This window comes from Tenacibaculum sp. A30, from assembly GCF_051200845.1.
GTDB lineage: Bacteria > Bacteroidota > Bacteroidia > Flavobacteriales > Flavobacteriaceae > Polaribacter.
Genome location: NZ_CP195160.1, coordinates 1,829,647 through 1,842,282, shown reverse-complemented (window position 1 = coordinate 1,842,282; position 12,636 = coordinate 1,829,647). Strand labels below are relative to the sequence as shown.

At 31.5% G+C, this 12,636-nt stretch carries 14 protein-coding genes; 7 read left to right on the top strand and 7 right to left on the bottom strand.

Annotated features, from left to right (window positions below; all coding sequences use genetic code 11):
- Positions 1-20: 20 nt before the first annotated feature.
- Complete coding sequence (locus ACR9ES_RS08830) at positions 21-1,073, top strand: isoaspartyl peptidase/L-asparaginase family protein (RefSeq protein WP_435253949.1); 1,053 nt, start codon at positions 21-23, stop codon at positions 1,071-1,073.
- Here ACR9ES_RS08830 and ACR9ES_RS08825 read toward each other — a convergent pair.
- The 4 genes from ACR9ES_RS08825 to ACR9ES_RS08810 are packed head-to-tail and all read right to left on the bottom strand — an operon-like array spanning position 1,070 to position 4,113.
- On the bottom strand, positions 1,070-2,446 hold the full coding sequence (locus tag ACR9ES_RS08825; RefSeq protein ID WP_435253948.1) for an outer membrane beta-barrel protein: 1,377 nt from the start codon (positions 2,444-2,446) through the stop codon (positions 1,070-1,072). The genes ACR9ES_RS08830 and ACR9ES_RS08825 overlap by 4 nt on opposite strands.
- On the bottom strand, positions 2,447-2,947 hold the full coding sequence (locus tag ACR9ES_RS08820; RefSeq protein WP_435255638.1) for an RNA polymerase sigma factor: 501 nt from the start codon (positions 2,945-2,947) through the stop codon (positions 2,447-2,449). It abuts the gene before it with no gap.
- Between the two features lie 43 nt (positions 2,948-2,990).
- Positions 2,991-3,395 carry a hypothetical protein gene (locus ACR9ES_RS08815; RefSeq protein WP_435253947.1) on the bottom strand — a complete coding sequence of 135 codons (405 nt, stop codon included), beginning with the start codon at positions 3,393-3,395 and terminating at the stop codon, positions 2,991-2,993.
- A 22-nt stretch (positions 3,396-3,417) separates the two neighbouring features.
- A complete protein-coding gene (locus tag ACR9ES_RS08810; RefSeq protein WP_274634102.1) occupies positions 3,418-4,113 on the bottom strand; it encodes a hypothetical protein in 696 nt (231 codons plus the stop codon).
- A gap of 75 nt (positions 4,114-4,188) precedes the next feature.
- Here ACR9ES_RS08810 and ACR9ES_RS08805 point away from each other — a divergent pair, with 75 nt between their 5' ends.
- The 3 genes from ACR9ES_RS08805 (at position 4,189) to ACR9ES_RS08795 (ending at position 7,521) form a co-directional block, all read left to right on the top strand.
- Complete coding sequence (locus ACR9ES_RS08805) at positions 4,189-5,163, top strand: acyl transferase (protein WP_435253946.1); 975 nt, start codon at positions 4,189-4,191, stop codon at positions 5,161-5,163.
- A gap of 129 nt (positions 5,164-5,292) precedes the next feature.
- Entirely contained in the window at positions 5,293-6,939 is a 1,647-nt protein-coding gene (locus ACR9ES_RS08800; RefSeq protein WP_435253945.1) for a glycerol-3-phosphate dehydrogenase/oxidase, read from the top strand.
- Positions 6,940-7,029: 90 nt separating this feature from the next.
- Complete coding sequence (locus tag ACR9ES_RS08795) at positions 7,030-7,521, top strand: hypothetical protein (RefSeq protein WP_435253944.1); 492 nt, start codon at positions 7,030-7,032, stop codon at positions 7,519-7,521.
- A gap of 79 nt (positions 7,522-7,600) precedes the next feature.
- Here the strand turns inward: ACR9ES_RS08795 and ACR9ES_RS08790 are convergent, their stop codons facing one another.
- The 3 genes from ACR9ES_RS08790 to ACR9ES_RS08780 all read right to left on the bottom strand — a co-directional run bounded on the left by ACR9ES_RS08790 (position 7,601) and on the right by ACR9ES_RS08780 (position 10,842).
- A complete protein-coding gene (locus ACR9ES_RS08790) occupies positions 7,601-8,869 on the bottom strand; it encodes an MFS transporter (protein ID WP_435253943.1) in 1,269 nt (422 codons plus the stop codon).
- Between the two features lie 3 nt (positions 8,870-8,872).
- Positions 8,873-9,532 (bottom strand): hypothetical protein, encoded by a 660-nt coding sequence (locus ACR9ES_RS08785; RefSeq protein WP_274634097.1) that lies wholly within the window; start codon positions 9,530-9,532, stop codon positions 8,873-8,875.
- 314 nt (positions 9,533-9,846) lie between these two features.
- A complete protein-coding gene (locus ACR9ES_RS08780; RefSeq protein WP_435253942.1) occupies positions 9,847-10,842 on the bottom strand; it encodes an NAD(P)H-dependent glycerol-3-phosphate dehydrogenase in 996 nt (331 codons plus the stop codon).
- 98 nt (positions 10,843-10,940) lie between these two features.
- Here ACR9ES_RS08780 and ACR9ES_RS08775 point away from each other — a divergent pair, with 98 nt between their 5' ends.
- The 3 genes from ACR9ES_RS08775 to dut are packed head-to-tail and all read left to right on the top strand — an operon-like array spanning position 10,941 to position 12,551.
- The gene (locus ACR9ES_RS08775; protein WP_435253941.1) at positions 10,941-11,360 is read left to right on the top strand and encodes a hypothetical protein; all 420 of its coding nucleotides are present in this window, start codon (positions 10,941-10,943) and stop codon (positions 11,358-11,360) included.
- Positions 11,335-12,123, top strand: coding sequence for a tetratricopeptide repeat protein (locus ACR9ES_RS08770; protein ID WP_435253940.1), 789 nt, complete (start codon positions 11,335-11,337; stop codon positions 12,121-12,123). The genes ACR9ES_RS08775 and ACR9ES_RS08770 overlap by 26 nt, the downstream gene beginning before the upstream one ends.
- On the top strand, positions 12,120-12,551 hold the full coding sequence (dut, locus tag ACR9ES_RS08765) for a dUTP diphosphatase (RefSeq protein WP_435253939.1): 432 nt from the start codon (positions 12,120-12,122) through the stop codon (positions 12,549-12,551). Before ACR9ES_RS08770 ends, dut begins: the two co-directional genes overlap by 4 nt.
- The last annotated feature ends 85 nt before the right edge of the window (positions 12,552-12,636 follow it).

The following is a 12,636-nucleotide window of genomic DNA, read 5'->3' as shown; positions in this document are numbered from 1 at the left end:
GTTTAAAAATTAACAAAATCATGAAAAATATTTTCTTCTGCTTTACTTTAATCTTCTTACTGTTTTCTTGTAATCAACCTAAAACAACTTCCAAAGCACAAAATGATACTCCTACAAACGAGTTTGCTATTATTATTCATGGTGGGGCTGGTACAATTCTGAAAAAAAACATGACTCCTGAAAAAGAAGCTGCTTATAAAACCAAACTAGAAGAAGCTGTAAGAACTGGGTATGAAATTTTAAAAAATGGAGGATCAAGTGGTGATGCTGTGATAAAAACTATCCAGGTTATGGAGGAGTCTCCTCTTTTTAACGCTGGAAAAGGGGCTGTGTTTACGCATGAAGAAACTAATGAATTAGATGCTTCTTTTATGGATGGAAAAACATTGAATGCTGGTGCTGTGGCAGGTGTAAAAGATATTAAAAGCCCTATTGAAGCTGCTAGAAAAGTAATGACAAACTCTGATCATGTGATGCTTTCAGGGGCTGGTGCTTCTCAATTTGCGAAAGAACAAGGGTTAGAAATCGTAGATCCAAGTTATTTTTATACTGAGAATCGTTTTAAATCTCTACAACGAATTAAAAATAAAGAAAAAACAGCATTAGATCATGATGATAAAGAAGCTGCCTTTTATGATGCTGATATTAAAAACAGTAAATATGGTACTGTAGGTTGTGTTGCTCTAGATAAAGAAGGAAATATTACTGCGGGTACTTCTACTGGCGGTATGACTAACAAACGTTGGGGACGAATTGGAGATTCTCCTATTATTGGTTCGGGTACCTATGCAAATAATAAAACTTGTGGTGTTTCTTCAACTGGTTGGGGTGAATACTTTATAAGATCTCAAGTAGCGTATGATATTTCTGCTCAAATGGAATATCAACAAAAATCATTAAAAGAAGCTACCAAAGATGTTATTCAAAATAAATTAACCAAGCTCGGTGGTACTGGTGGTGTTGTAGCTCTTGACAAAAACGGAAATATGTCTTTTGAATTTAATACCGCTGGAATGTACAGAGCTTCAATGAACGATAAAGGTGATTTGGTTGTTAAAATTTATGCAAATTAAAACTGATAATTTATACCTGTATAAACACCTATGAAATAAGGCTGAAACCCATTTGAATCATTTTTAAATGTATTTAACTGGGTTTTTAGCATTGGATTAATATTTATAGACCATTTTTTACCCAATTGGTAATTTAAATCAACACCTAAGTTTCCACTAAAATTAATTGAGTTTAAGTTATTGGCTTCGCCAGAAGTAGAAAAATTCGTGGTATTAAGAGTTACATCATTTTTATTTAAAAACAACGAACTAAAACCAACTACTAATTCTGTTTTAAGCTTTTTCCCTTCTAAGAAATTGTATTTTATTTGTATTGGAACCTCAACATATCCATATTTTTGATTTAACTCTCCATCAAGGCTTCCTCTACTTATGGAAATGGAATTAGAACTAAAACTTTCTTGGGATGCATCATTTAACGCATAACTTTTACCTGAGCTAAAAACTACATTTGAACTACTTGACTTTACAGGATTAACAGCTACATTGGTGTTAGAATACCCCATTTCTTGTAAATGAATTCCTGATTGAATTGTCCATTTTTTATTTAATTGATACGCTACTTGAACTCCATACGAATAACTTGTATTTCCTTTTGTTGAGTTTGATAAACTCGCATCTATTGGAGATGATTCAGAAAATGAATTAGAGTTTAAAACTGCTACTGTAGGTGATACAGACCAAGACTTCGTTTTGGACTTTTCTTTTGTTTCTTCCACCGATTTCTCATCAACAAAGGCTAAAAAATCTTTTTTAGGAGTAATTTTTTGTTTTACACTATCATTTTTTTTGTTTGATTCTTCTTGAGCATTTTCAGTAATAACTGGCAAGCTATTTTCAAGCTTGCCAGTATTTTCTTCTTTCACAACATGGTTTTTAGAGAATAAAGACCCTTCAACAACTCCATTCTCTATGTTGCTATCTTTTTCTTGTAGCTCATTTTTACTAATCTTCACAACATGATTAGCGACTAAAACTTCATTCGTATGAAGTTTTTCTTTCAATACTTTTTTCTTTTTCGTTTCTTCTTTTACTATACGTGTTTCTTCTAAATTTTCTTTTATTGGTTCAGTTAATAAAATATCTTTTAGTTCTTCTTTTTTATTTTCTTCAGGTGTTGATGATTCTGATTCAACAATTACTGGGTTTATTTTTTCTAAATTCTCTTGTTTATCAATATAAGGATACAATAAAAGTCCTAAAACTAATATAGCTGCAACTCCGCCAGAAAACCACCAAATAGGAAGCAAACGATTCTTTTTCTTCTTTTTTAACTTACTTTCAATTCCGTTCCACACACTATCGTTTGGAGTAACCTCCAAATCTTTAAGTCCTTCTTGAAAAAGTCTATCGATGTTTTTATGTTCCATCATTTATGCCTTTTGCGCTGTTGCTTGATACACTTCTACCTCTTTTTTTAATAATTGTCGTGCTCTTGATAAATTAGATTTTGACGTTCCTTCTGTAATATTCAGTAACGACGCTATTTCTTTATGCGAATAATTATCCAAGACATACAAGTTAAAAACCAAACGATACCTATCTGGTAAATTTTGAATTAACCGTAACAATACTTCAACATTTACACTTTCTGTTTCTAATACAACTTCTTCTTCTAATTCCTCATTAATTCCTTCCGACACTAATTGTAAAGGTGATTTCTCTCTATACTTTTGTAAAGCTGTATTTATAGTTATTCGCTTCATCCATCCTTCAAAAGAACCTTCATTATTATATTGAGGTATCTTTTTAAAAATGGTTAAGAAACTGTCTTGCAGTGTATCTTCTGCATCTTGATAATTTCGAGAATACTTTAAACAAAGCGCAAAAAGTTTACCAGAAAATAACTGATAAACTTGAGCTTGAGCTGTTATATTTTGACGACAGCATTCTTGTATGAGTTTCTCTAAATTGATGCTACAAATTTACTGGAATTACCACTTCTTCATATACATCTTCGTCTTCGTCATTTTTACCTTTCCAAAACTTGAAAACGTAATCTTCTCGTTGACTTGCTTCAACAGTAAAAACATATTCTTCTTGTCTTGTTTCTTGAGTACAAGCACCATCAAGATCAACTATTGCCGTACCCGCCACTATTCTGGTAGTATCAACTTTTTGGTAGTACAATCCGTCAAAAGCATAACAACTATTAGGTAGTGTATACTTAATTTTTATGGTATCTACCTCCCCGAAGGTAAAACTCTCTGGAGTTTCCGCACTGTCAACCTTTAAAAACTCATATCTAAAATTCGGTCCGTCATCATCCAAACAAGAATAAAAGGTAAACACACTTAAAAAAAGAACTAAAATTTTCTTCATGATCTAAAATTTATTGGGGTTATTAATATTTTAAAACTGGGTAATTATTTTGGCATTCTACACTAACAGGTTCCTGAGCAATATCACAAGTAGATACAATATTCCACTTGATGTTGTATTGTTTTTCTGCCTCTGAATAAACAGCTACTTTTTCTAAAAAAGCTTCTGTATCTATAGTTGTAGTATAGGCTATATATCCTTTAGGACCTCCACAGGCTTTAGAACCATAGGCTGTATAAGCCCAACTACTTGAGTCTGTACAAGACACACTATATGCTAAATTTTCTATCTCAGTAAACAAATCTATTAACTCTCTATGGTCTTTTTCTTGTTCGGTAAGTTCTCTTTTTATCACTAATTTTTTATTGGTTAACGATTGTATTCTCCAATTAAAATTACCAAGATAGCTTTGTGTTGATACTTCAATTAATGTTTCGTCTGAAATATTCCACGTACCATCTATATTAAAAAAACTTAATGGAGGTGTACCACACCAACCAGAAGTTCTTTCAACAAACTTTCCATTTTCTACAAAAGAAACTCCGTATTCTTTATCTGGTAAACTCCCAACTCTAGTTAATATCAACTCTTCATTTTTATATTCAGCTTTAGACCAGTGTCCCACTAATAAATTATCTGGATCTACAACTAGATTATTATTCTCACTACAAGAAATAAGACCCAAAACTGTAACTAAAACAATTGCTATCTTTCGCATAATTTGTTCATTTATCTACTAGATGAAAAAAAATTAAAAAGGTTGCGTGGAATACTTGTATTTTTGTGAACGTTTATGAAAAGTACCGTTTTTAACATACAATCTACTGAAGATTTCACGAATACAGCACTACAGGTTTTTAAACATCAGTTTGCTAACAACAAGGTATATCGTTCTTTTTGTGATTTAATCTATGTTCATCCTTCTGATGTTCATACTGTAGACCAAATTCCGTTTTTACCTATTCAGTTTTTTAAAACTCGCGAAGTGCTTTCATCTGCTGATGAAATTCAAGAAACTTTTACCAGTTCGGGAACAACGGGAAGTACAACTAGTAAACATTTAGTTACCGATTTATCATGGTACGAAACCAGCTATCTAAAAGGTTTTGAACATTTTTACGGAAACATCGAAGATTATGTTGTACTAGCTTTGTTGCCGAATTATTTAGAACGAAAGGGTTCTTCTTTAATTTATATGGTTGATGATTTAATCAAACGTTCTCAACATCCTGAAAGCGGATTCTACCTCAACAATCTTGATGAGTTAGCTCAAAAACTTAAGTTTCTGGATACCCAAGGAAAAAAAGTACTTTTAATTGGTGTTTCATTTGCTTTGTTAGATTTAATTGAACAATATGAATTTAACCTTTCTAATACTATTATTATGGAAACTGGTGGTATGAAAGGGAGAAGAAAAGAGCTTATTCGCAACGAGTTACACACGATTTTAAGTAACGGATTTGGAGTGAAGAATATTCATTCTGAATATGGAATGACAGAATTGTTAAGCCAAGGATATTCGAAAGGAAATGGTATTTTTAACTGTCCGCCTTGGATGCAAATTTTAACTCGTGATACTGAAGATGCTTTGACTATTTTGCCAAAGGGAAAATCTGGCGGAATTAATGTAATCGATTTAGCAAACTACAATTCTTGCTCCTTTATAGCTACACAAGATTTAGGAAAAGTTTACCAAGACAATAGTTTTGAAATTATCGGTCGTTTTGATAATTCTGATATTCGAGGTTGTAATCTAATGGTTTTATAATTTTTGTCAATCCTAGTTGATTTCACGATTAAAATGAGTAAAATTTATATCAAAAATTAAAAAATTCAACGCTTTTTTTATTCTCTTTCAGTTCTTTTTATTCTTACTTTTGGTAGATAAAAAACATCTATGAACAATTTTTCTTTTTTTAACCGAGCTAATATTCAGCAAGAATTACAAACAACTGAGTTCGATATTTTAGTAATTGGTGGCGGAATAACTGGAGCGGGTATTGCTTTAGATGCAGCTTCACGAGGTATGAAAGTTGCCCTTATTGAAAAAAATGATTTCGCTTCTGGTACTTCTAGTAAATCAACCAAACTTATCCATGGTGGATTGCGATACCTTAAACAATTCGATTTTTGGTTGGTAAAAGAAGTAGGTACCGAGCGTGCCATTGTTCATAAATTGGCACCTCATTTGGTGGTTCCTGAAAAGATGATTTTACCACTTATTGAAGGAGGAACCTACGGTTCGTGGTTAACCTCTATCGGATTAAAAGTCTACGATGTGTTGGCTTCTGTTGAAGGCGATGATAAACGTAAAATGCTTACCAAAAATGAAGCTTTAGAAAAAGAGCCTTTGTTGCCAGAAAGTATTTTAAACGGAGCAGGTTTTTATGCTGAATATCGAACCGATGATGCGCGCTTAACTATAGAAGTGTTAAAAACAGCCAGTCAATACGATGCTCAAATATTAAATTATACGCATGCAGATGAATTTATTTATGAAAATAAACGTGTGGTAGGTGCTAAAGTAACCGATGTTTTTACCAAAGAAAACTACGATATCAAGGCGAAATATGTTGTAAATGCAGCTGGACCTTGGGTAGATGAATTACGTCAAATAAATAACTCTAAAATTGGAAAACGTTTACACTTAACAAAAGGAGTTCATTTAGTGGTTCCACATGAAAAATTGCCTGTAAAACAATCCGTTTATTTTGATATTCCTGATGGTCGTATGATGTTTGCTATTCCTCGTGGAAAAGTAACCTATTTCGGAACTACCGATACCAATTATCAACAAGACAAAGATTCAGTAGAAACCTCAATGGTAGATGCTTTGTATTTGATTGAAGCGGTTAACAATATGTTTCCTGATATTCATTTAACAATAGATGATATTCAATCTTCATGGGCTGGATTACGCCCTTTAATTCATGAAGAAGGAAAATCAGCTTCAGAATTATCTCGTAAGGATGAAATTTTTGTGTCTGACACCAAGTTAATCTCTATCGCAGGAGGAAAATTAACAGGCTACCGAAAAATGGCTGAACGTATTGTAGATATCGTTGCTAAAAAAATGAAACGCCGTTTTGAGGTAGATTTCGACCCTATTCAAACTGAAGAAATTGTATTGGCTGGTGGACCATTTCAAAACTACAAATCGGTAAAATTATATGGCAATCAGATTTATAAACGTATAAAACCGTTTGGTTTCACTGAAAAAGATGCTAATTATTTAGTGCATAACTACGGAAAACAAACTGAACTTATTTTAGATAAATTTGATGAGTTAGAGGAAGAAAACCTTGAAAGACGCCTATTACAAGCTGAAATTTGGTTTACTACCAAACACGAAATGACTTGTACACCTACCGACTTTTTTATGAGAAGAACGGGTCGCTTGTTTTTTGATAAACCTAGTGTTGATATTCATAAAAACTTTGTAATACAAGAGTTTTCTAAACGCTTTAATTGGAATAATGAAACAACATTATTGCACGAAAAAGAACTGGAAGAAAAGATAAATTTAACAGTAAAATTTAACTAGTTTCTTGCCTTATAAATTATCTTAGAATTATATATTTGGCGCTCCATAACCCCTACCAAAAAAAGGTTAGTACAATTAATTTTAAGTAGCATGAAACAAGTTGTAGTCGTATTCTTTTTATTAACCAGTTTTATAGTAAAAAGCCAAACCAATATTATTTCTAGTTCTGATTTTAACAATATTAAAATCAATAATATCACTTTAGGTGATTTAAAAAAAACCCTTGGAAAACAAGCCAAGATAGAATCGCTACTTGGTGCTTCTAATTCTTATGAAGATAATGGGTTTTACTATTACTATAAATTCAATGGGTTAAAAATTGATTTTTCTACTTCTGGAAGAAAACCTTTCATAGAATCATTTGATGTTTTAAGTAACGAAGCTAATTTTACAATAAAAGGCGTTACAGTAACAGTTGGAGACCCTATTAGTAAATTAGGTAGTGTTGACCTAAGTACTGGTAGAAATGGTGATAAAAGTGTTTTATACGCTGAATGTGATAGTTGTGATGTTTTTATAAATATCGATTTCGATCAAACAACAAAAACAATTACAAAAATCAACTATTTTGATATGTCTTAATTGACTAAATAATGATATAAAAAACGCCCAGAAACTGAGTTTCTGGGCGTTTTTTAATTTATGTAAGTAAAAGCTATTATTACTCTATTTTCTCATGCGCTTCCAAATCTTTCGTCAAATCTAATTTTCGAAGTGTTGGATTTACTATTCCTGTAGTTACTACCGTAATTAAGGTCATAGTTCCACCAAAAACTACAGCGGTTACCGTTCCCATTAACTTTGCTGTTACACCACTTTCAAAAGCACCTAATTCGTTAGAAGACCCAACAAACATAGAGTTTACCGAGGCTACTCTACCACGCATGTGATCGGGTGTTTTTAATTGTAAAATCGTTTGACGAATAACCATTGAAACCCCATCGGTAACTCCACTAAAAAACAGTGCTACGATTGAAATCCAAAAAACAGAAGATAGTCCAAAAACTATAATACAAACTCCAAAGCCAAAAATAGCTGCTAAGAGCTTCATTCCGGCATTTCTACTGATAGGTATGTAAGCAGTTATTAACATCGTTAAAAACGCACCTACAGCAGGTGCAGCACGTAAAACACCAAATCCTTCAGGACCTACTTTTAAAATATCTTGTGCGTATACAGGTAACAAGGCTACAGCTCCACCAAATAATACCGAAATCATATCTAACGTAATGGCTCCTAAAATCGCCTTTGTTTTATACACGAAACGCACTCCTTCTTTTAAACTTTTCATGACAGGTTCGCCAATCTTCGGATTTAAAATTGGTTTCTTTTTGATAAAGAATACAGTTAAAAATGATACAGAAACCAATCCGAAAACAATACATAACGACCAATGTACCCCAATCCAAGAAATGGTTAAACCTGCAAAAGCAGGACCTAATACCGAAGCTATTTGCCACGTAGAACTACTCCATGTTGCTGCGTTTGGATATAATTTTTTCGGAACAATTAAGGCGATTAATGAGAAAATCGTTGGTCCGAAAAACGAGCGTAACAATCCGCCAAAAAATACCAATGCATAAATGGCATACAGAATAGTTTTTTGTTCCCATCCTTCAACAAAACTAGGTAGGGTTAAAAAGAATAAACCTAAACTTATGAGCGAAAACAATCCGATACACAAAGCGAGCAAGTTTCGTTTCTCTTTTTGATCAACTATATGACCTGCAAACAAAGCCATAGACACTGCTGGAATTACTTCCATCAACCCAATGATACCTAATGACAACGGATTTTTTGTGATACTGTACACCTGCCACTCAATAATGATAAATTGCATAGACCAAGCAAATACCAGAGCAAAGCGAACTAAAAGAAAAATGTTGAATTCTTTAATTCTGAGGGAAGCATAGGGGTCTTTTTTTGCCATGGATTAATTCAATTTCAAATCCATTAAAATGGCAAATGTTTCATTTACATCACGTTCTTTTACCACGATGGTCATTTCATGAGTGGTAGATATTACCTCTTGAACAGCAATATTTGCCCAAGCAAATTGCTTTAAAATAAAGTAATAAATTCCTGATTGATCTAAGTTATCTTTTGGAAGCTTTAACGTGATTGATGCTAAATCGTTCACATTATTAATTAATGTTTCTTTCTTAAAAATTTCTTCAACAAATGGCTGTAAATTTTTACTGGTAACAATGTTGGTTTCAAAAATTCCTTGTGAAACAGTTAAGAAATAGTCATTACTATCAGCAGACTTGCTTAAAATTTTAGCAATTTCTCTAAGTAATGAAGTGGTATTTTTAAATGTAAAGTCGCATAAATCAGAACGTACAATTACATCACCTAAATTTAAGGCAAGTCGCTTAATATTTTTACGAACTCTCAATTCATTCGCTGGTGATAGCCTATTAATTGCCATCATTACCGCACCAACTTTTATATCTTTCTTTAAAAGCTTTGAAACTTCAGGTAAGATTTCTCTTGCCAATGAAGATACATTTATCAACTTTTCATTTAAAGCCTCTTCTATAAAAGGCGTTTTTCTGATGGTAATTTCAACAGCTTCTTGAATTGTTTTCATCTGTTAATTTTTATTAGTTGTTATAGTCAGATGTAATTCGCCAATAATCTTTTTTAAAGGATAGTAAGATTTGTTATGGCTCATTTCATTTTTGTTTATTTTTAAACTAAAAGTAATAAAAATACAATAATCAGTAATTTTATTCTATTATTTATATTTCAGCAAAATTTTAACAAAAAAAGTTGTTTTTCATATTTTTAAACTAACTTTGTCTTTATTTTCTATACAAAACCTACAAACAACCCAATTATAGAAGCGATTGATGGGGCTTCTTAATTCATTTTAAGAAGGATTATTTGTACAAATGCAAACAACTAATCTAATCTATTTGTTAACTTTAAAAACTCATCTTTCGCTTCTTTTTTGTCATACAAAACATTATATACAGCGTTTATAATTGGAGTTTTTGCACCGTTATTTTGATTAATTTCGTAAGCACTTTTAGTGGCATAATATCCTTCTGCAACCATACTCATTTCTAACATCGCAGATTTTACCGTATAGCCTTTACCTATCATATTTCCAAACATTCTATTTCTACTAAATGTAGAATATCCTGTAACTAACAAATCACCTAAATATGCCGAATTGTTAATATTTCGCTTCATTTTATGAACCTTTTTAATAAAGCGTTTCATTTCACGAATTCCGTTACTCATTAATACTGCTTGAAAATTATCTCCATAGCCTAAACCATGGGCTATTCCTGCGGCAATAGCATAAATATTTTTTAGCATTGCTGCATATTCAGTACCTATAATATCGTCGGAAATTTTTGTTTTTATATAACGACCTGCTATCGATTTACTTAACTCTTTAGCCTGTTCTTGGTCTTGACAAGCCAATGTTAAATACGATAAACGCTCCATTGCCACTTCTTCGGCATGACAAGGTCCAGAAATAACTCCTATACTTTCATATGGAACATTATATGTTGTGTGAAAATGTTCACCAACAATCAACCCAGATTCTGGAACAATGCCTTTAATTGCAGAAAACACAACTTTATTTTCCAACGAAACAGTCAATTTTTCTAACTCTTTGTTTAAAAATGCTGATGGAACGGCAAAAATTAACACATCGTAATTTTCAACAATATAATTCATATCATCAGACAAATCGAGTTGTTCTGGATGCAGTTCTGCAGAACTTAAATAATTAGGGTTGTGTTTGTTGCGTTTAATATGTTCAATTGCATACACACTACGCATATACCAACCAATAGTTTCTAAATTTTCTGATAACATTTTAACAATAGCAGTTGCCCAACTTCCTCCTCCTAATACAGCTATTTTAGTTTGATTGCTCATAAGTAGTATTTGTTTGTAGTACAAAATTAAGAAATCTATAAACTACTCTCTAATCTTAAACCTTATTATATTTGAGAATTATAAAATTTTGTATAAAAATGAAAAAAATAAAAATTGCTCTTTTTTTCTTTCTAATTTTCATTTCTTGTTCAAAGAAGAAAGAACCTTGTGATGAATATTCTAAACCATACTTTAGATATAATTCTGCTATTAAAGGAGAAAATATTTCGATTAGAAAAGCTTTTGATAAATTTATTAAAGAAGAAGTTAATATTACTCCTAAAAATGGATTTATAACTTTGAAAATACATATTGATAAGTTTGGCAATTTTTGTAATCAAGAAAACTTTCAAATTGATGAAAACTACCAACCTACTATTTTTAATAATGGGGAACTTATAAAAAAGGTGGAAGCTATTTCAAGCAATTTATCAGGTTGGCAAAATGATACTGAGACAAAAACATTTTATCTAATTCGTTTAAAAATTGAAGATGGGATTATTAAAGAAGTTTTTTAAAGTAGTAGGCGTTTTATTATTGATTTGTATAGTAGGAAACTTGGTTTTTATAGGTTATTTATACATTGATTCTATAAACAATCAGGAAAAGAATAAAACTTTAATAAGTAAAATAGAAAGTTTTGAAAGTACAAATAGTAACCATTACTATAAATACTCGATAACTTTTAATAAGCATGGCGATTTTACAACTGGTTTTAAATATTTAAACAAAGCTGTAGAGTTAGAACCTGAAATGCATCTTGGCTATAGAGGATGGATACATTTAAGAAAATTAAGAAATTATGACAAAGCCTTATCAGATTTTAACAGGCTTGATAGTTTAACTCCTAATTTTACTGATGCTCCTTGGAATGAAGATATTGACTTTTTAAGAGGTGAATGTTATTTTGGTAAAAAAGATTATAAAACAGCTATTGAACATTTTAACCAAAGCATAATAAATCAAAACGGAGAGGAATGGGCAGATGTACAAACGCTAGTTTATCTTGGTATTTGCGAGTATAAATTAGAAAATTATAACAAAGCTATTATTGAATTTAAAAGAGCTTTAAAACAATCTGAATATACATGTGAAGCTCATTTTTGGTTGGCGAAAATATATTTCAAACAAAATAATTATGAATTAGCTAATCAACATATTTTAAAAGGCGAGGAAAACATAGAATACAAACGAGACGATGTTTATAATGAATATTTAAACGAGTTATATTTGTATGAAATTATAGAATTAAAAGAACAAGTCAATAGAATAAAAGTATGAACGTACAAATCATAAACAAATCCAAACATCAAACTCCTACATATGAAACCGAAGGGTCTGCAGGAATGGATTTACGTGCTAATATAAACGAAACAATTATTTTAAAACCTTTAGAAAGAACGATTATTAAAACTGGATTATTTATTGCGCTTCCTGTTGGATATGAAGCTCAAGTTCGTCCACGTAGTGGACTCGCAGCTAAAAAAGGAATTACCGTATTAAATTCTCCTGGTACAGTTGATGCTGATTATCGTGGAGAGATTGGAGTTATTTTAGTAAACTTATCTAACGAAGATTTTGTAGTAAACGATGGTGAGCGAATTGCACAATTAGTTATTGCAAAACACGAACGTGTAAACTGGCAAGAAGTAGAAGTTTTAAACGAAACTGAACGTGGTGCTGGTGGTTTTGGTAGTACAGGAGTTTAAAATATTTTTTACTATTTAAAATTTTTGAAATAAAAAAGCTGTTCTTTAACAAGAACAGCTTTTTAAATAGTAATAGTTTGAACTT

Coding starts and splice junctions, on each gene's coding strand:
- ACR9ES_RS08830 (WP_435253949.1), top strand. CDS start 21: ATGAAAAATATTTTCTTCTGCTTTACTTTAATCTTCTTACTGTTTTCT.
- ACR9ES_RS08825 (WP_435253948.1), bottom strand. CDS start 2,446: ATGATGGAACATAAAAACATCGATAGACTTTTTCAAGAAGGACTTAAA.
- ACR9ES_RS08815 (WP_435253947.1), bottom strand. CDS start 3,395: ATGAAGAAAATTTTAGTTCTTTTTTTAAGTGTGTTTACCTTTTATTCT.
- ACR9ES_RS08810 (WP_274634102.1), bottom strand. CDS start 4,113: ATGCGAAAGATAGCAATTGTTTTAGTTACAGTTTTGGGTCTTATTTCT.
- ACR9ES_RS08805 (WP_435253946.1), top strand. CDS start 4,189: ATGAAAAGTACCGTTTTTAACATACAATCTACTGAAGATTTCACGAAT.
- ACR9ES_RS08800 (WP_435253945.1), top strand. CDS start 5,293: ATGAACAATTTTTCTTTTTTTAACCGAGCTAATATTCAGCAAGAATTA.
- ACR9ES_RS08795 (WP_435253944.1), top strand. CDS start 7,030: ATGAAACAAGTTGTAGTCGTATTCTTTTTATTAACCAGTTTTATAGTA.
- ACR9ES_RS08790 (WP_435253943.1), bottom strand. CDS start 8,869: ATGGCAAAAAAAGACCCCTATGCTTCCCTCAGAATTAAAGAATTCAAC.
- ACR9ES_RS08785 (WP_274634097.1), bottom strand. CDS start 9,532: ATGAAAACAATTCAAGAAGCTGTTGAAATTACCATCAGAAAAACGCCT.
- ACR9ES_RS08780 (WP_435253942.1), bottom strand. CDS start 10,842: ATGAGCAATCAAACTAAAATAGCTGTATTAGGAGGAGGAAGTTGGGCA.
- ACR9ES_RS08775 (WP_435253941.1), top strand. CDS start 10,941: ATGAAAAAAATAAAAATTGCTCTTTTTTTCTTTCTAATTTTCATTTCT.
- ACR9ES_RS08770 (WP_435253940.1), top strand. CDS start 11,335: ATGGGATTATTAAAGAAGTTTTTTAAAGTAGTAGGCGTTTTATTATTG.
- dut (WP_435253939.1), top strand. CDS start 12,120: ATGAACGTACAAATCATAAACAAATCCAAACATCAAACTCCTACATAT.